This window comes from Streptomyces sp. NPDC002130 (genome assembly GCF_040296465.1).
Taxonomy (GTDB): Bacteria; Actinomycetota; Actinomycetes; order Streptomycetales; family Streptomycetaceae; genus Streptomyces.
The window spans coordinates 24899-41710 of record NZ_JBEOXI010000049.1 but is presented as its reverse complement, the minus strand read 5'-3'; the positions used below and the strand labels follow the sequence as shown (position 1 = coordinate 41710).

Below are 16812 nucleotides of genomic sequence, written 5' to 3'. Positions count from 1 at the left end.
GGGATGTCATCGAAGGGTTGGTGGCGCAGGGGACAACACTGTTGCTCACGACGCAATACATGGAAGAAGCAGAGAGGCTGGCCGACCAGATCGCGGTCATCGACCGCGGCTCGGTCATCGCGCGCGGTACCGCAGATCAGTTGAAGGCGCGGGTCGGGGGTGAGCGCATCGAACTGAGCGTGCACGAGGTCGAACATCTCGACATCGTGCGAGAGGAATTGCGCTCGCTTGCCGTGGGGGACATTCAGGTTCAAGAGAATGTCCGTCGCGTCACTGTTCCTGTCGACGACGGCACCGATGCCTTGGTTGCGGCGCTCAATCTTCTGTCGGTACGAGGCATCCGCGTGTTCGACGTCGGACTTCGCAGACCCACCCTCGACGATGTCTTCCTCACACTGACCGGGCACCAGGCTGAACTGGAGGATCAGAAATGACCGTGCAGATGGCGCTCGAAGACGGTTTGACCATCGCCAGGCGAAACTTGATCAAGATCAAGCGCGTTCCGGATCTGCTGGTGTTCACCACGTTGTCGCCGATCATGTTCGTGCTCTTGTTCGCCTACGTGTTCGGCAGCGCGATCTCTGTCCCGGGCACGTCGTATCGAGAATTCCTGATTGCCGGAATCTTCACGCAGACAGTCATATTCGGTGCAACCTGGACTGGTCTGGGGATGGTCGAAGACATCCAGAAAGGAATCATCGACAGATTTCGATCGCTGCCCATGGCTCCGTCTGCCGTGCTCACCGGCCGAACGTCGAGTGACGTGTTGATCAACGTCATCAGCTTGGTGGTCATGTCGTTGACCGGTCTTCTGGTGGGGTGGCTCGGCGGCGCGGCGATGATCCGTCTCTACCGGTTCGACCTGGACCGGGGGGTCATCGACGTGGAGACGCTCTCGCCATGGATCCTGGGCCGGGCCGCGAAGGGGCTCAACGAGCTGGAACGGCAGGAGATCGAGCTGAGCGGGGACGCCGACCGGTTCTCCGTCGAGATCGACTTCGAGGAGCGCTTCTCCGGTTTCGCGCCCGTGCCCGCCCGGCCGGCCCGGCCCGCCTCACAGGTGCTCGTCCCCGGCACCGTGGCGTACTGGCGCTTCGAGAAGCCGGTGGACGGCACGGTCCGTGACCTGTCCGGGCGGGGCAACGACCTCTCCCTCGTCACGGTGGGCGGCGGCACATTGGGCTGGTCGCCCGACCACCACCCCGACCAGCCGGGCCACGGCAGCCTGGAGTTCCAGGGGTTCAAGTCCCCGCTGAAGGGCGCCTACCTGCGCACGGCCGACGGCGCCCCGCTGAACAAGGCCACCTTCGGGGACGGTTACACCATCGAGGCGTTCTACCGCCTGCCCGCCGACTGGGACCCGGACCACAACGCCTGGTCGAGTCTGGTCTCCCGCACGGGCACGGGCGGCGCCGCCGGGAAGAGTGCCGACGACCCGGACGAGCCGCTGGCCACGCTGTCGCTGTCCAACGACCGTGAGCCGCAATGGGCGATGCGCCCGCTCAACCAGCAGGGCATCGCCACCAACTGGGGCCAGGAGACGCCGCTGGAGACCTGGTGGCACCTCGCGGTCGTCAACGACGGCAGGCACACCACGCTGTACGTCGAGGGCTGCCCGGTGCTGCGCAACCCCAAGGCTTCCTCCGTCGGCATCACCTCCGTCGGTCTCCCGTGGCTGCTGGGCGGCTACGAGTACGGCGGGAAGATCGACCAGATCCTGCACGGCCGGCTCGGCGACGTGCGGATCGTCGCCCGGGCGCTGCCCGTCACCTCCTTCATGAACCACTGAGATCCCGAAGGGCCCCGATCATGACCGAGCAGCAGCTGCCCGACTGGGCCGATCCGTCCGTCTCCCCCGCCGCCCTCGACCCGCAGGGCGTGTCCCGCCGCGCGCTGCTGCGCCGCGCGGGCCTGTTCGGCGCCGCGTTCGCCCTCGGCTCGGCGGCGACCGGCCGGGCCCAGGCCTTCGCCGCCGGTGACGGCGGGCCGCTGGGCGGTGAGGACCCCCGCCTCGCCTACCTCGTCGGCGACCATCACATCCACTCCGTCTACAGCCACGACGCCAAGTACACCTTCTCCCAGCTGGCCGCGAAGGGCGCTCGGTACGGCCTGGACTGGATGGTGTTCACCGAGCACTCCAACTTCGGGCACGCCGACTTCGGGGCCGCGATGGAGCACCGGGAGATCCTGAAGGCACGGTCTGAGAACCCCCGTCAGCTGATCTTCCAGGGCCTGGAGTGGTACATCCCGGCCGCCGAGCACTGCACGGTGTTCACCGCGCCCGGCCCGCACGAGGTCGACGTACTGACCCGCTTCGAGAGTGCTTACGACGGCAAGCTCCTCGCCTACGACAAGGGCGGCCCCGCCGACGCGGACACCGCCCGCAACGAGGCGCATGCCCTCAAGGGCCTCAAGTGGCTCGCGGAACAACGCCGTTCGGGCTACGTCGACGACGTGCTGGTGCTCGCCAACCATCCCATGCGGCTCGGTATCGACTCCCCGCACGAGATGCGCAACTGGCGGGACGCGGCGCCCGGGATCGTGATCGGCATGGAGGGCGCGCCCGGCGCCCAGGGCGCGGCCATCCCCGGCTGGCGGGGTGCCACGTCGATCCGCGGCGAGTACGAGAACAAACCGTCCGCGCAGTCCTGGCCCGGCTACCCCGCGGAGGCCTACCTCACCTACGGCGGCTTCGACTGGGCGACCGCGACCGTCGGCGGTCTGTGGGACTCGCTGCTCGCCGAGGGCCGGCTGTTCTCGGTCACCACCAACTCCGACGCCCACCGGATCGTCTTCGACACCTGGAAGAACGGCGACTGGCAGCCCGGGCAGACCTTCGACAACACCGGCAGGCTGCCCGACCCGGTGAACACCGGCACCCCGCAGCCGGGCAGTGACTTCTGGCCCGGCCAGTTCAGCCGTACGCACGTGGGCGTGACCCGCTACGGCTACCGCGCGGTCATGTCGGGATTGCGCGCGGGCCGGGTCTGGCTGGACCACGGGCATCTGCTCGACGGGCTCGACGTCCGCCTGTCCCGGGACCGCGACCGGGGCCGGGGCGTGACGCTCGGCGGCCGGCTGCGGGTCTGCAAGGGCGAGAGGCTCACCCTGAACGTCACGGTGACGACCGCGTCCCGGCCCAACCCGCAGGGGATCCTGCCCGAGTTGGCGCATGTGGACGTCATCCGAGGCGCGGTGCGCGGGCCGGTCACCGACCGCGACGCCTGGAAGGCCCCGGACACGCGGGTCGTCCGGACCGAGGACGTCTCCGGCCGCAAGGGCACCTACACCCTGCGCATCCCGCTGACCGCCGGCGAGGAGTCCTTCTACGTCCGGCTGCGCGGCAGCGACGGCAACCGCAACGGCGCCGGCTACCTCGGCGCCTCGGTCGACCCGCACGGGCCCGTCCCGCACCCGCCCGGGGACGGTGATCCGTGGGCGGACACCTGGTTCTACTCGAACCCGGTGTTCGTGGACGTCGAAGGCTCCTGACCCGGCGTACCAGCAGGTCACCGACGGATGGAGCGGAGGTACGGTGGGCCGCGTGACCGGTGAAGAGTCGCTGCGGCCCCAGTCCCTGATGCTGACGTTCCTGGGCGACCAGGTGCTCGGCCGTGACGTGTGCGTGTACTCGGGAAGCGTCATCGACGTGTTCGCCCGGGCCGGGATCGGCGAGCAGGCGACGCGCTCCACGCTGAGCCGCATGGCGGGCCGTGACCTGCTGCGCCGGCAGCGCGAGGGCCGCCGGATGTACTTCGGGCTGACCGAGCGCTCGGAGGCGGTGCTGCGCGACGGTGAGCAGCGGATCTGGCGGACGGGTGCCGTCAACCGCCGGTGGGACGGCACCTGGACGCTGCTCGGCTTCTCCCTGCCGGAGTCCTGGCAGCGCCAGCGGCACGACCTGCGCTCCCGGCTGACGTGGAGCGGCTTCGGTCCACTCTTCAACGGCCTGTGGATCGCTCCCGGCGAGGTCGACGTGTCGGCCCTGGTGGCCGAGCTCGGCCTGTCCGCCCACGTGAAGGTCTTCCGGGCGCACGCGGACACCGGCACGGACATCGGCCAGATGATCGAGGAGACGTGGGAACTGTCCGACCTGGCCGGGCGCTACGCGGGGTTCGTACGGCGCTGGCAGCCGTGGGAGGACGACCTGCCGGACGCCGACGACGCCCTCGTGCTGCGGCTGCGGCTCCAGACGGAGTGGTTGCAGATCGTCCGGCGCGACCCACGGCTGCCCGTCGGGCACCTGCCGGACGACTGGCCGGCCGAACAGGCCGAGAAGACGTTCCGGACCGTGCACGAACGGCTCTCACCGCTCGTCCGCGACGCCTCGGAACGCCTTCTGGACCTGGTGCCGGCGCGGCCTCAGGCGTAGAACCGCGACAGGCTCTGCAGCACCGCCGCGGGCTTGGTGCCGCCCTCGATCTCGATGGCGCCCTCGACGGTGATCTGCACGCCGCCCGGCACCTCCTCGACCTCGGCGAGCTTCGCCGTCAGGCGGATGCGGGAACCGACCTTGACCGGCGAGGGGAAACGCACCTTGTTGAGGCCGTAGTTGACCTTCGTCGTCACTCCCTGGACGTCCAGCAGCTCGGTGAACAGGGGAATGAAGAGGGAGAGGGTGAGGTAGCCGTGCGCGATGGGAGCGCCGAAGGGGCCGTCCTTGGCACGCTCGGGGTCCACATGGATCCACTGGTGGTCGCCCGTGGCGTCGGCGAAGGTGTCGATGCGCTCCTGCGTCACCTCGATCCACTCGCTGGTGCCGAGGTCACTGCCGGCGAGCTTCTTGAGTTCGTCGAGACCGTTGACGGTGATGCTCATGCGGATCCTTAACTCTGGCCGTAGCGCGTACGGACACGGGACTTGAGGAGTTTTCCGGAGGCGGTGCGCGGGAGTTCGTCCGCGAGGACCACCGATTTCGGGATCTTGTACTTGGCGAGGCGGCCCGCGAGCGACGCGAGCACCTCGTCGGGGTCGAGGGAGGCGCCCTCGCGGGGCACGACGACCGCGCGCGGCACCTCGCCCCACTTGTCGTCCGGCACCCCGATCACCGCGCACTCGGCGATGTCCGGATGGGCGAGGAGCTGGTCCTCGATCTCGGCGGGGTAGACGTTCTCGCCGCCCGAGATGATCATGTCTTTGATGCGGTCGACGATGTGGACGTAGCCGTCCTCGTCGACGTGTGCCGCGTCGCCGCTGCGGAACCAGCCGTCCGCGAAGGAGGCGGCCGTCTCCTCGGGCAGCCCCCAGTAGCCGGGCATGACGTGCGGGCCGCGCACCACGACCTCACCCACCTCGCCGACGCCGGCCGGTGCGAGGTCCGGCCGGACGACGCGGACGTCGCTGAAGAAGTGCGGCACACCCGCCGATCCCGCCTTGCTCACGGCGTGTTCGGCGTCCAGGAACAGCGTGCCGGGGGCGGCCTCGGTCATGCCGTAGCCCTGGAGGAAGGTCAGGCCCCGCTCCTGGTAGGCGGCGATCAGCGGGGTGGGGACCGGGGAACCGCCGCAGGTGAGGATGCGGAGCGAGGACAGGTCCGCCTCGGGCCAGCGCGGGTGGCGGGCCACCTGGTCGAACATCGTGGGCACGCCGAACATGAAGGTGATCCGGTGCCGTTCGATGAGGTCGAAGGTGGCGTCGGGGTCGAAGGCGTCGACCAGGACGCAGGTGCCGCCCTTCAGCAGGACCGGCAGCGTCAGCATGTTCAGGCCCGCCGTATGGAACAGCGGGGCGGAGACCAGGGCGCGTTCGTCGGCGATCAGGTCGGTGTCGACGAGGACGTTGACCGCGTTCCAGGTCAGGTTGCCGTGGGTGAGCATGGCGCCCTTGGGGCGGCCGGTCGTCCCCGAGGTGTACATGATGATGCAGGTGTCGTCGGCGCCGACCGGTTCGTCGACCGGCTCCTCGGACGCCTCCGCGACGGCCGCCTCGTACTCGTCGCCCACCTCCAGGTAGAGGCGTACGTCCGTGCTGCCCGGCAGGCCCGCGACGAGACCGGCGTAGGACGGGCCGTAGACGAGGGCCCGGGCTCCGGAGTCGGCGAGCTGGTAGGCGATCTCCGGTCCGGCGAGGCGGATGTTGAGCGGGACGAAGACCGCGCCGAGCGTGCCGGCCGCGAACAGGGTCTCCAGGTAGGAGGGATGGTTCGGGCCGAGGTAGGCGATGCGGTCGCCGCGCCGCACGCCCCGGGCGCGCAGGGCATGGGCCAGACGGGTGGTGCGGTCGTACAGCGTGGCGTAGTCGGCGGACGTTTCGCCGTGGATCAGGGCGGTGCGGTGCGGGGTCTTGCGGGCCCGGCGTGCGGGCCACGACCCCAGTCCCTCGTTGCGCATGTCACGCCCCTTACGGTGTCGTCAGCCCGAGCAGGCGGGCGGCGTTCTCCTTGAGGATCTTCGGCCGGACCTCGTCCTTGATCGTCAGCTTGTAGAAGTCGGCGAGCCAGCGGTCGGGGGTGAGGACGGGGAAGTCGGAGCCGAAGAGCACCTTGTCCTTGAGCAGGGTGTTCGCGTACTGCACGAGCTGCGGCGGGAAGTACTTCGGCGACCAGCCGGACAGGTCGATGTGCACGCCCGGCTTGTGGGTGGCGACGGCGAGGGCCTCGTCCTGCCAGGGGAAGGACGGGTGCGCCAGGATGATCTTCAGGTGCGGGAAGTCGGCCGCCACGTCGTCCACGTGCAGGGGGTTGGAGTACTTCAGCCGGATGCCGCCCCCGCCGGGGACCCCGGCGCCGATGCCCGTCTGGCCGGTGTGGAAGAGGGCGATCGCGCCGGTCTCCTCGATCACCTCGTACAGGTCGTACGCCACCGCCCGGTCGTTGGGGAAGAAGCCCTGGATGCTGGGGTGGAACTTGAAGCCCTTCACCCCGTACTCCTCCACCAGCCGCCGGGCCTGTCTGACGCCCGCCCTGCCCCGGAAGGGGTCGATGGAGGCGAAGGGGATGAGGACGTCGGCGTTGGCGGCGGCCGCCTCGGCGACCTCCTCGTTCGGGACGGGCGGGGTGCCGGTCGCGGACTCGGCGTCCACGGTGAAGATGACGGCGGCCATGTTCCGCTCGCGGTAGTACGCGGCGGTCTCCTCCAGTGTCGGCTTCCGCTTGCCCTCGACCTTGAAGTAGGCGGAGGAGGCGTCGTGCAGGTCGTCGTCCAGGGAGGAGTGGCCCTTGGAGGACACTTCGGCGTGGGTGTGGACGTCGATCGCGACCAGGTCGTCGACGTTCATCGAGCGGTCCATCACGCCTCCGGGAACTTCGGCGCCGGGATGCCGACCGACTGGAGCTCGGCACCGACCGAGGTGGGCCAGGCGTCGGCCAGCGTGCCGGGGGTCCAGCCGCCGTCGGCGTACGCCGCCTTGATCTCCTGCGGATGGGACCAGAGTGCCACCTTGTCGCCGCCGATGCCGATGGCCTGGCCGGTGATGCCCCGGGCGGCCTCCGAAGCCAGGAAGGGGACCAGGGCGGCGCAGTCCTCGGGGGTGCCGAAGCCCTCGCCCTTGCGCAGGAAGTCCGGCAGCGGCTCGCCGCTCTTCATGGCCTCGATGTACGGGGCGAAGGCGGGGATGGTCTCGGTCATCGCGGTGGCGGCGACCGGCACGATCGCGTTGACGGTGATGTTCGCGCGGCCCAGTTCCATGGCCCAGGTGCGGGCGAAGGCGGCGATGCCGGCCTTGGCGGCGGCGTAGTTGGTCTGGCCGAAGTTGCCGCGCTGCCCGGCCGGGGAGCCGACCAGGATCAGCGAGCCGCCCTCGCCCTGCTCGCGCATCCGCACGGCGGCGGCGCGGGCGCAGGTGAAGGTGCCCTTGAGGTGGGTGGTGATCACCGCGTCGAAGTCCTCGTCGGTCATCTTCCACAGCACCTTGTCGCGCAGGATGCCCGCGTTGGTGACGAGGACGTCGAGGCGGCCGAACTCCTCGACCGCGCGGTTCACCAGCCGCTCGGCGGCCTCGGAGGTGCCGACCGGGACGACTTCGGCGACGGCCTTGCCGCCCGCTTCCGCGATGGACTTCACGGCCGCCTCGGCCACCGCCTCGTCGACGTCGTTGACGACCACGGCCGCGCCGTGGGCGGCCAGGGCGTGGGCATAGGCGAGGCCGAGGCCGCGGCCGCTGCCGGTGACGACGGCGACCTTGCCGGAGAGATCGATGCTGGGCACGGGTGGGGTCCCTTCACGAGCTGATGCGGGTGGTGCGGGCTGCGAGATCGAAGCTAAGAGCAATAATTGTTGACGTCAATAGTTGTTGATGACCCTCGGGTGCGGGATGCTGGAATTCTCACCACGCACCGAGCACAGGGAGCCCGCCATCGCACGCCAGAACGTCACCCCGAAGCCCATCGACGCCCATGAGCCATGGATGCGCGGACTGCACGCCGACACCGGCTACCTGCTGTACCGCCTGGGCCTGCGCTCGGGGCAGCTCTTCAACGCCTGCCTCCAGGAGTCCGGTCTGCGCCTGCGCCACTACGCGGTGCTGCGCTTCCTCGCCACCACCGACGGCGCCCTGCAGCGCGAACTGAGCACGCGGCTCGGCTACGACCCGAGCGCGATCGTCGGCCTGGTCGACGACCTGGAGAAACTGGGCCTGGCCGAGCGCCGCCCCTCCCCCGACGACCGCCGCAGCCGCATCGTCGTCCTGTCCGAGAGCGGCCGCGACTTCCTCCGCGACACCGACGAGGACGGCCTGCGCGTGACCGGTGAACTGCTCGGCCCGCTGGACCCGGCCGAGCGGGAGACGCTGCACGCGCTGCTGCTGCGGATCGCGGAGGACGGCCTGAACTGATGTTGTGCAAATGATTGACGGCTGCACGATGGATGCATAACTTCACGGACCAACCGCGCCCCGTCCCCAGGGAGCCCACCGTGCAGCCATCTCCGTCCGCCCCCCAACCCTCCCCCGATTCCCGGCAGTTGCGCCGGGTCGCCGTGTCCGGCCTGCTCGGCACGACCGTCGAGTTCTACGACTTCCTCGTCTACGGCACCGTCGCCGCACTCGTCTTCGGCGAACTGTTCTTCCCGCGGGCCGACCCGGCCGTCGGCACCATCGCGGCGTTCGGCACCTTCGCGGCGGGCTATCTCGCCCGGCCGCTCGGCGGCATCGTCTTCGGGCACTTCGGCGACCGGATCGGCCGCAAGTCGATGATGCTGCTGACCATGGTCCTGATGGGGTCCGGCAGCTTCCTCATCGGCCTGCTGCCGACGTACGACACCATCGGCGTCTGGGCGCCGGTGCTGCTGGTCGCCCTGCGCGTGGTGCAGGGCATCGCGATCGGCGGCGAGTGGGGCGGCGCGATGCTGATGGTCGTCGAACACGCCGAGCACGCCCGTGGTGCCCGGCGCGGCCTGTGGTCCAGCTTCACCCAGCTCGGCGCCCCGCTCGGATCCGTGCTGTCGGCCGGTGTGGTCACCCTCGTCGCCACGCTGCCGGACGACGACTTCCGCTCCTGGGGCTGGCGGGTGCCGTTCCTGCTGAGCATCGTGCTGCTGGCCGTCGGCCTGTTCGTGCGTCTGAAGGTCGCCGAGAGCCCGCTGTTCGCACAGGTCAAGAGGGAACCGGTGGACCGGCCCCCGATCGTGGAGGTGCTGCGCCGGCCGAAGCCCGTGCTGCTGGCCGCCTGCGTCGGCATCGGCGCGTTCACCGCACAGTCCCTGCTGACGAGCTTCATGATCTCCTACGCCGTCGACGAGGGGTACACCCGACCGCAGGTGCTGACCGCGGTGACCGTCGCCTCCTGCGTGGCCCTCGTCGTCCTGCCCGCCGCCTCCGCCCTGTCGGACCGGGTCGGCCGCCGACCGGTCGTCCTCGCCGGTGCCGTCGCCTCGGCGGCGCTCGCGTTCCCGGTGCTGGCCCTGGTCGACTCCGGATCGCCCGGTCTGCTGATCCTCGCGCTGACCGTGGGCCACGGCGTCGCCCAGTCGACGATGTACGGCCCTCTGGGCGCCCTGCTCACCGAGATGTTCGGCACCCGCGTCCGCTACACCGGCGCCTCCCTCGGCTACCAGGGGGCGACCCTGATCGGAGCCGGGTTCTCCCCGCTGATCGCCGGCGGTCTCCTGGCCTCCTTCGGCGGCGGCAGCACCCCCGTGTCGCTGCTGCTGTGCGCCGGCGCGGCCGTCACCGCGGTCACCGTGTGGCGGCTGCGCGAGACGCACACGGACGCCCTGGACTCCCCCACCGCCGCCCCCGCCCTGGAAGGAACCCCGCGTTGAGGATCCGCCTCGCCCTGCTGACCGCCTGCCTGTCCCTGGGGGCGACCGCCCTGCCGGCGCAGGCCGCCGCCACCGGCTCGCACCTGGAGGGGCGGCTCTCCTCCGGCGCCGCGTACGTGATGGACGTCCCCGCGTCCTGGAACGGCACGGTCCTGCTCTACAGCCACGGCTACACCCCGGCCGGAGCCCCCAACCCGGCCCAGAACGCCCCCGGTTCCGCCGCACGCGACAAGCTGCTGGCCGAGGGTTACGCCCTGATCGGCTCCTCGTACGCGACGAACGGCTGGGCGGTCACGGAGGCGGTGCCCGACCAGCTCGCCACGCTGGACCTGTTCACGCAGAGGTTCGGGGCGGCCCGGCGGACGCTCGCCTGGGGCACCTCGTACGGCGGATTCGTCACCAGCATGCTCGCCGAGCGGCACGGCGGGCGGTTCGACGGCTCGCTGTCGATGTGCGGGCTGGTGCAGGGCGGGGTCGCCAACTGGAACAGCACCCTGGACCCGGTGTTCGCACTGCGTACGCTGCTCGCCCCGGACTCCGGTGTGCGGCTCGCCGGGTTCGCCGACCAGGCCGAGGCGGTCGCCGCCGGCAAGGCGCTCACCTCGAAGGTCGACGCGGCCCAGCAGACCCCCGGGGGGCGGGCCCGGATCGCCCTGGCCGCCGCCCTGCACAACATCCCCGGCCACAACGACGCCTCGCAGACCGAGCCGGGCCCCGGCGACTGGAAGACCGCGCAGTCCAACCAGTACGCCGCCGTACGGGGTCTGCTCCAACTGCCCGCGTTCAGCTGGCGGCAGGAGGCCGAGAGCCGGGCGGGCGGCAACCCGTCCTGGAACACGGGCGTCGACTACTCCTCGATGCTCGCACGGTCCCCGCTGTACAAAGAGGTGACGGAGCTCTACAAGGAAGCGGGACTGTCCTTGCGCACGGACCTCTCGGCCCTGGGCCGGGCACCCCGGGTCTCGGCCGACCCGTCGGCGGTGCGGTGGATGCGCAACACCAGCGTGCTCTCCGGCCGCCTCACCGACCCCCAGCTGACCATCCACACCACCGGTGACGCCCTGATCCCGGTGCAGTCGGAGAGCGCCTACCGGCGTGCGGCCACCGCGTCGGGCGCCGCCGGGCTCCTCCGTCAGGCGTACGTGGACGCGCCGGGCCACTGCACCTTCACCCCGGGCGAGACACTGGCCGCCCTGCACACCCTGGAGCACCGCCTGGACACCGGCCGCTGGGACACCTCGCCGGGCGCCCTCAACTCCCGTGCGACGGCCGAGGACCCCAAGACCGAGCCCCGCTACCTGCCGTACCGCCCGAGCACCTACCCCCGCCCCTACGATCTCGCTCACCCGGGAGACGCCCGGCCATGACCGCCCCCACCGCGCCCGACCGGCTGCTGTCCGTGCTCGCGGCCTTCGACCACGAGCATCCGGCGCTGTGCCTGACGGACATCAGCCGGCGGGCCGGGCTGAGCCTGACCACCGCGCACCGGCTGGTGGGCGCGCTCACCGAGTGGGGCGCCCTGGAGCGGGACGAGTCCGGCGTCTACCACGTCGGGCTGCGGTTGTGGGAGCTCGCCGCGCTGGCCCCGCGCGGCCTCGCGCTGCGGCAGATCGCACTGCCGTACCTGGAGGACCTGTACGAGGCGACCCACGAGAACGTGCAGCTGGCCGTGCGGGACGGCCGGGACGTCGTCTACATCGAGTGGCTGTCGGGGCGGTCGGCGGTGGGCGTGCACATCCGCGTCGGCGCCCGCTGGCCGCTGCACGCCACCGGCGTCGGCCTCGCCCTGCTGGCCCACGGCGACCCCGTGTTCCGCAAGGAGTACTGCGAGGGCGAACTCGCCTCCTTCACCCCGTACACGATCACCGAACCGGAGCGGCTGCGGCGGGTCCTCGCCGAGGTGCGCAGGTCGGGGGTGGCGGTGAGCGACCGCCAGGTCACGGAGGACGCCCTGTCGGTGGCCGCCCCGGTGCGCGGCGCGGACGGCACGGTGACCGCCGCCGTGTCGATCGTGGTGCCCCACGCCGACGCCCAGGTGCCGGTGCTGGGCCCGGCGGTGCGGGTGGCGGCACGGGGAATCTCGCGGGCGATGGGGTGGCAGCCCTGAGCGGCGCCGGGGAACCCGCGGGCACTGGGGCGGCAGCCCTGAGCGGCGCCGGGGACCTCACGGGCACTGAGGTCACAGCCCTCAGCCGTGCCGGGGACCTCACAGGCACTGAGCACAGCCCTCAGCCGTGCCGGGGACCTCACAGGCACTGAGCACAGCCCTCAGCCGTGCCGGGGACCACACGGGCACTGAGGCCGCAGCCCTCAGCCGTGCCGGGGACCTCGCGGGCACTGGGGTCGCAGCCCTCGGCGGTGCCGGGGCTCGACGGGCGCCGCACGCCCGTGGGTTCAGGCTTCCCGGGCCGGGGTCATGGCCCAGCGGATGGTCCGGGTCAGGGCCCGGCCGGTGGGGCGCACGGCGAGGTCCTCGACGACCGGTACCCGGGGGAGCCACAGCATGCCGCGTGCCCAGGGCGGCAGCAGGGTGACGGCGTTCGCGGCCAGCCCGCCGTAGAAGGGCCGGACGGCCAGGGGCAGGGGAGGCTGGAGCAGCAGGAAGCGGGCGGCCGCCCGGGCCTCGGGCGTGGCCCGCAGTTCGGGCCGGTAGGCCGTCAGGCACTCGGCCAGTTCGGTGCGGCTGCGCGGCGGGTCGACCGCCCCCAGCGCCTCGGCGACGCGCGCGGTGTCGGCGACGTAGGCGTCGTAGCCGGCGTCGTCCAGCGGCCGGGCCCCGTAGCGTTCGTGGGCGCGCAGGAAGCTGTCCGTCTCGGCGGCGTGCACCCAGCCGAGCAGATTCGGATCGGCCGCGTGGTACGGCACGCCCTCCGCCGTGGTGCCGCGGATCCGTTCGTGGATGCCGCGTACGTGGTCGACCGCCTGCTGGGCGTCCGCGGCGGTGCCGTACGTCGTGACGGCCAGGAAGGTGCTGGTGCGCTGCAACCGGCCCCACGGGTCGCCGCGGAAGCCGGAGTGACCGGCGACGGCCGCCATCGCGAGGGGGTGCAGCGACTGCAGGAGCAGCGCGGTCAGCCCGCCGATGAACATCGAGGCGTCGCCGTGGACCGTGCGGATCGGCCGGTCCGGCCCGAACCAGCGCGGGCCGGGGGTGTGGTGGATACGGGCACGGGTCGCGGGCCCGCCCGGGCCGGCGACGCGGCGGAACAGGGCCTGGCCCAGCTGTTCTCGGACTCCGGTCAGCACGGTCGGCCTCCCTTCTCCTGCTGACCAGTGTCCGGCATGACCGGGCCGGGTGTGCCGGGCCGCCAAGCGGTCGTGCCTGCCCAGGCCCGCCGGGGGGTGACCGTGCCCGTCCGGGCCGGGTGTGCCGGGCCGGGCGGGGGTGGCCGTGCCCCCCGGCCTGCCGGGGCGGGCTCTGCACCCGGCCATGCCGCGCGCCGGGGTCAGGAACCCGGGCCGGACGCGACACGGTCGGCCCGGCCCCCCGCGCCGAGCGGCCCGGTGTAGCGGACCGGGCCCGCGGCCTCCAGGCGGGGCAGTGCGCGGCGCGCCACGCGCAGGACCACCGGGGGCATGGCCGGGCGTATCGGCTGGGCCAGCCGCAGCCACCCCGGGGCGTAGACGGCCGTACGCCGCCGCTCCATGCCCCTGACCAGGCGTGCGGTCACGACCTCCACGGGATACACGCGGCGGGCCGGCGGGGGCATGTGCAGACGCAGTTCCCGCAGGACCGCGTACCGGTCGGCGTCGCGGATCATGTCGGTGTCCGTCCAGTTGAGGTAGGCGATGCCGACCCCGACCCCGCGGTGCGCCACCTCGGCCCGCAGTGAGTGCGCGAAGGCCTCGACCCCCGCCTTGGAGGCGCAGTAGGCGCTCATCAGCGGGGCGGCGCCGATCGACGCCAGAGAGGCGATCTGGAGGAAGTAGCCCGCCGTGTCGAGCAGGTCCGGCAGGAACGCCCGGGCGGTCTGGGCACTGCCGGTGAGGTTGACGTCGATCACGCGGCGCCAGGCCGCCGGGTCGGAGGCCAGCAGGGAACCGCCCTCGGCGATGCCGGCGTTCGCCACCACGGCGGAGGGACGGCCGAGGTGGGCCCGCACGGTGTCCGCCGCGGCCTCCAGCGCGCCGAGGTCGGTGACGTCGGCTTCCAGGGCGAGGGCCGGGCCCGGCAGCGAGGCGGCCACCGCGTCCAGGGCGGTTTTCTCATGGCCGACGAGCGCCACCCGGGCGCCGCGCCGGGCGGTTTCGCGGGCCAGTGCCGCTCCCACGCCACGGGCGGCTCCGGTGACGACCATCGTGCGCTCGGCGAGCGGACTGCTGCGCATGGGCTGCTCTTCCTTCCGGCGTGGGGCCCGCCCCCGAGGGTGTCAGCGCCTGGCTCCGGTGCGGTCGCGGCGGGCCAGGAGCCGCTGGGCGTGGGCCAGGCCGGGGGGCCGGTTGCGGCGCAGGGCGGCCCGGGCGGCGTTGGCCCCGGGTGCGCCGTGCACCCCGCCGCCCGGGTGGGCTCCGGAGGAGGCGAGGTACAGACCCGGCACCGGCGTCTCTGGGCGGCCGGTGCCGGGCAGGGGCCGGAAGACGAGCTGCTGGTGCATGGCGGTGGTGCCCCCGTTGATGGCGCCGCCCGCGAGGTTGCCGTCGAGCGCCTCCAGGGTCGGGGGCGCCAGGATGCGGCGGCCGCGGATCAGCGAGCGGAAGCCGGGCGCGAAGCGCTCCACCTGGCGTTCGACGCGGTCGGCCATGAGCTCCTGGTCCTTGGTGCCCCAGCGGCCGGTGATGCCCTCGTCTGCGGCGTCGGCGCGGATCTCGTGGGGGATGTGGGTGTAGGCCCAGGCCGATTCGGTGCCCTGCGGGGAACGGGAGGCGTCGGAGGTGGTCATCTGGCCGAAGATCAGGAACGGCCGGTCCGGGACCTCCCGCATGGCGATCTGCGCGGCGAACCGGGTCAGCTCGTCCATGCCGTCGGCGAGGTGCACGGTACCGGCCCGGGACGCCTGCTCGGCCTGCCAGGGCACCGGGCCGTCGAGCGCCCAGTCGACCTTGAACGTGGCGAAGTCCCACTGGAAACGCCGCAGGTCGTCGAGGACCTGCGCGGGCAGGTGCGCGGGGTCGAGGAGCTCGCCGTACAGGGCGGGCACCGACACGTCCGCCAGCACCGCCCGGCGGGCCCGCACCGCGTCACCGGCCGCCGTGCGCACGCCGACGGCCCGCCCGCCGCGGACCACGACCTGCTCCACGCGCTGCCCGCAGCGCACCCGGCCGCCCCGGGCCTCCAGGCGGTGCACCAGGGCCGAGGTGAGCGCGCCGGAGCCGCCGGCCGGGACCGGGAAGCCGTAGGTCTGGCCCAGCATCGTCATCAGCCAGCCGAAGCCGCCGCTGCCCGCCGATTCGGGGGCGAGGTCGGCGTGCAGGGCGTTGCCGGCCAGCAGCAGGCGCCCGCCCTGACCGCGGAACTCCTCCTCGCCCAGGCGGCGTACCGGCAGCACCAGGGTGCGGGCCATGCGCAGTCCGCCCGCGGCCCGCAGCCGCCAGGCGAGCCGCGCCGAGGCCCGGACGGGCGGGAACGGGGTGAACAGGGCGTCCAGGATGCCGGGGCGCACGCTCTGCCAGACGTCGTACAGCCGCTGCCAGGAGGCTCCGTCGCCCGGCTCGAAGGCGTCGAGGGAGGCGGCGGTGGTGTCGGCGTTCCGGTCCAGGACCGCGCAACTGCCGTCGGTGAGGGGGTGGGCCAGCACGCTGGGCGCGTGGCTCCAGCGCAGTCCGTGCTCCTCGAGGCGCAGCCCGGCCAGCACGGGCGAGGCGGCGGCGAGGGGGTAGAAGGAACTGAACAGGTCGTTGACGAACGCGGGGTCGACGCCCCGGTCGTGGCGCACGGCGCCGCCCGGCTCGGGCTGCTCCTCCAGTACCTCGACGTGCCACCCGGCGTCCGCGAGTACGTTGGCGGCGACCAGGCCGTTGGGGCCCGCGCCGATCACCACGGCGTCAGGCATCGCGGGCCCCACCCGTGTCGGGCCCGACCGTCACCTGGCCGAGGCCGCGGCGGGTGCCTCCCGGGACCTGTGCCTCCGCCTCGCACAGCCTCGCCAGCCGGGCGAGCATGGCGCGGTGGCGCAGCTGGATCAGCGCCTCGAAGCCGACGTTGTGCAACCGGCCTCCCGCGCCGCGCAGCGGATGCTCGTCCACGATCACCAGGCAGTGTTCCCCCCAGGGCCGCAGTTCGATCGCGATGCGGGCCGAGCCGAGCGGACCGGCGTGGGCCTCCAGCTCCAGCCGGGAACCTTCCTCGCAGTAGCGGACGATCGTCTCGTTGTTGAGCCGCATCGGGCCGAGCCGGACCTCGTAGCGGATCGCCGCTCCGGTGCGTGGCCACTGTCCGCGCACCGGGTGGGACTCGGAGGTGCCCACCACCCATTCGGCGTAGCGGTCGCCGTCGGCGAGGACGTCCCATACGGCGCCCGGACCGACTCGGATCAGGTGATGGCGAACGGCCACGGATGCCTCCTGCTGCTCGACCGGTAGTCCGTCGACCCCCCGAGTGCCCCGGAACCCCTTGTTCAACAGCACGCAGCCCGGCAGGGCCGGACCGGGCGGTCCCCTTCAAGGAGTGCACTCACGC

At 72.3% G+C, this 16812-nt stretch carries 16 protein-coding genes; 8 read left to right on the top strand and 8 right to left on the bottom strand.

The window, feature by feature from the left end; all coding sequences use genetic code 11:
- The 4 genes from ABT116_RS12375 to ABT116_RS12355 all read left to right on the top strand — a co-directional run.
- Positions 1-434, top strand: a 434-nt coding sequence (locus ABT116_RS12375; protein ID WP_351631467.1) for an ATP-binding protein DrrA1-3 family domain-containing protein, incomplete at its 5' end; no start/stop codon positions are given.
- Positions 431-1789, top strand: a complete 1359-nt coding sequence (locus tag ABT116_RS12365; protein WP_502983859.1) for an ABC transporter permease — start codon at positions 431-433, stop codon at positions 1787-1789. The genes ABT116_RS12375 and ABT116_RS12365, both read left to right, overlap by 4 nt.
- A 20-nt stretch (positions 1790-1809) precedes the next feature.
- A complete protein-coding gene (locus tag ABT116_RS12360; RefSeq protein WP_351631465.1) occupies positions 1810-3492 on the top strand; it encodes a PHP domain-containing protein in 1683 nt (560 codons plus the stop codon).
- A 52-nt stretch (positions 3493-3544) separates the two neighbouring features.
- Positions 3545-4372, top strand: coding sequence for a PaaX family transcriptional regulator (locus ABT116_RS12355; protein ID WP_351631463.1), 828 nt, complete (start codon positions 3545-3547; stop codon positions 4370-4372).
- Here ABT116_RS12355 and ABT116_RS12350 read toward each other — a convergent pair.
- Genes ABT116_RS12350 through ABT116_RS12335 form a run of 4 tightly spaced genes read right to left on the bottom strand, consistent with a single transcriptional unit; the run spans position 4363 to position 8144 of the window.
- Positions 4363-4818 (bottom strand): MaoC family dehydratase, encoded by a 456-nt coding sequence (locus tag ABT116_RS12350; RefSeq protein WP_306931912.1) that lies wholly within the window; start codon positions 4816-4818, stop codon positions 4363-4365. The two genes, ABT116_RS12355 and ABT116_RS12350, sit on opposite strands and share 10 nt — an antisense overlap.
- Before the next feature lie 8 nt (positions 4819-4826).
- Positions 4827-6329 carry an acyl-CoA synthetase gene (locus ABT116_RS12345; protein WP_351631461.1) on the bottom strand — a complete coding sequence of 501 codons (1503 nt, stop codon included), beginning with the start codon at positions 6327-6329 and terminating at the stop codon, positions 4827-4829.
- A 10-nt stretch (positions 6330-6339) separates the two neighbouring features.
- The gene (locus ABT116_RS12340) at positions 6340-7215 is read right to left on the bottom strand and encodes an amidohydrolase family protein (protein ID WP_351631473.1); all 876 of its coding nucleotides are present in this window, start codon (positions 7213-7215) and stop codon (positions 6340-6342) included.
- A gap of 11 nt (positions 7216-7226) precedes the next feature.
- Positions 7227-8144 carry an SDR family oxidoreductase gene (locus ABT116_RS12335; RefSeq protein ID WP_351631458.1) on the bottom strand — a complete coding sequence of 306 codons (918 nt, stop codon included), beginning with the start codon at positions 8142-8144 and terminating at the stop codon, positions 7227-7229.
- Between the two features lie 199 nt (positions 8145-8343).
- Between ABT116_RS12335 and ABT116_RS12330 the strand changes: the two genes are divergently transcribed.
- The 4 genes from ABT116_RS12330 (at position 8344) to ABT116_RS12315 (ending at position 12303) form a co-directional block, all read left to right on the top strand.
- Complete coding sequence (locus ABT116_RS12330; RefSeq protein WP_351631471.1) at positions 8344-8769, top strand: MarR family winged helix-turn-helix transcriptional regulator; 426 nt, start codon at positions 8344-8346, stop codon at positions 8767-8769.
- Between the two features lie 80 nt (positions 8770-8849).
- Entirely contained in the window at positions 8850-10196 is a 1347-nt protein-coding gene (locus tag ABT116_RS12325; protein ID WP_351631455.1) for an MFS transporter, read from the top strand.
- On the top strand, positions 10193-11563 hold the full coding sequence (locus ABT116_RS12320) for an alpha/beta hydrolase family protein (RefSeq protein ID WP_351631453.1): 1371 nt from the start codon (positions 10193-10195) through the stop codon (positions 11561-11563). Before ABT116_RS12325 ends, ABT116_RS12320 begins: the two co-directional genes overlap by 4 nt.
- The gene (locus tag ABT116_RS12315) at positions 11560-12303 is read left to right on the top strand and encodes an IclR family transcriptional regulator (RefSeq protein WP_351631451.1); all 744 of its coding nucleotides are present in this window, start codon (positions 11560-11562) and stop codon (positions 12301-12303) included. The genes ABT116_RS12320 and ABT116_RS12315 overlap by 4 nt, the downstream gene beginning before the upstream one ends.
- Before the next feature lie 287 nt (positions 12304-12590).
- Here the strand turns inward: ABT116_RS12315 and ABT116_RS12310 are convergent, their stop codons facing one another.
- The 4 genes from ABT116_RS12310 to ABT116_RS12295 form a co-directional block, all read right to left on the bottom strand.
- Complete coding sequence (locus ABT116_RS12310; RefSeq protein WP_351631448.1) at positions 12591-13442, bottom strand: oxygenase MpaB family protein; 852 nt, start codon at positions 13440-13442, stop codon at positions 12591-12593.
- A gap of 200 nt (positions 13443-13642) precedes the next feature.
- Positions 13643-14524, bottom strand: coding sequence for an SDR family oxidoreductase (locus ABT116_RS12305; RefSeq protein ID WP_351631445.1), 882 nt, complete (start codon positions 14522-14524; stop codon positions 13643-13645).
- A 42-nt stretch (positions 14525-14566) separates the two neighbouring features.
- The gene (locus ABT116_RS12300; RefSeq protein ID WP_351631442.1) at positions 14567-16186 is read right to left on the bottom strand and encodes a phytoene desaturase family protein; all 1620 of its coding nucleotides are present in this window, start codon (positions 16184-16186) and stop codon (positions 14567-14569) included.
- On the bottom strand, positions 16179-16688 hold the full coding sequence (locus tag ABT116_RS12295) for an SRPBCC family protein (protein WP_351631439.1): 510 nt from the start codon (positions 16686-16688) through the stop codon (positions 16179-16181). Before ABT116_RS12295 ends, ABT116_RS12300 begins: the two co-directional genes overlap by 8 nt.
- Positions 16689-16812 lie beyond the last annotated feature (124 nt).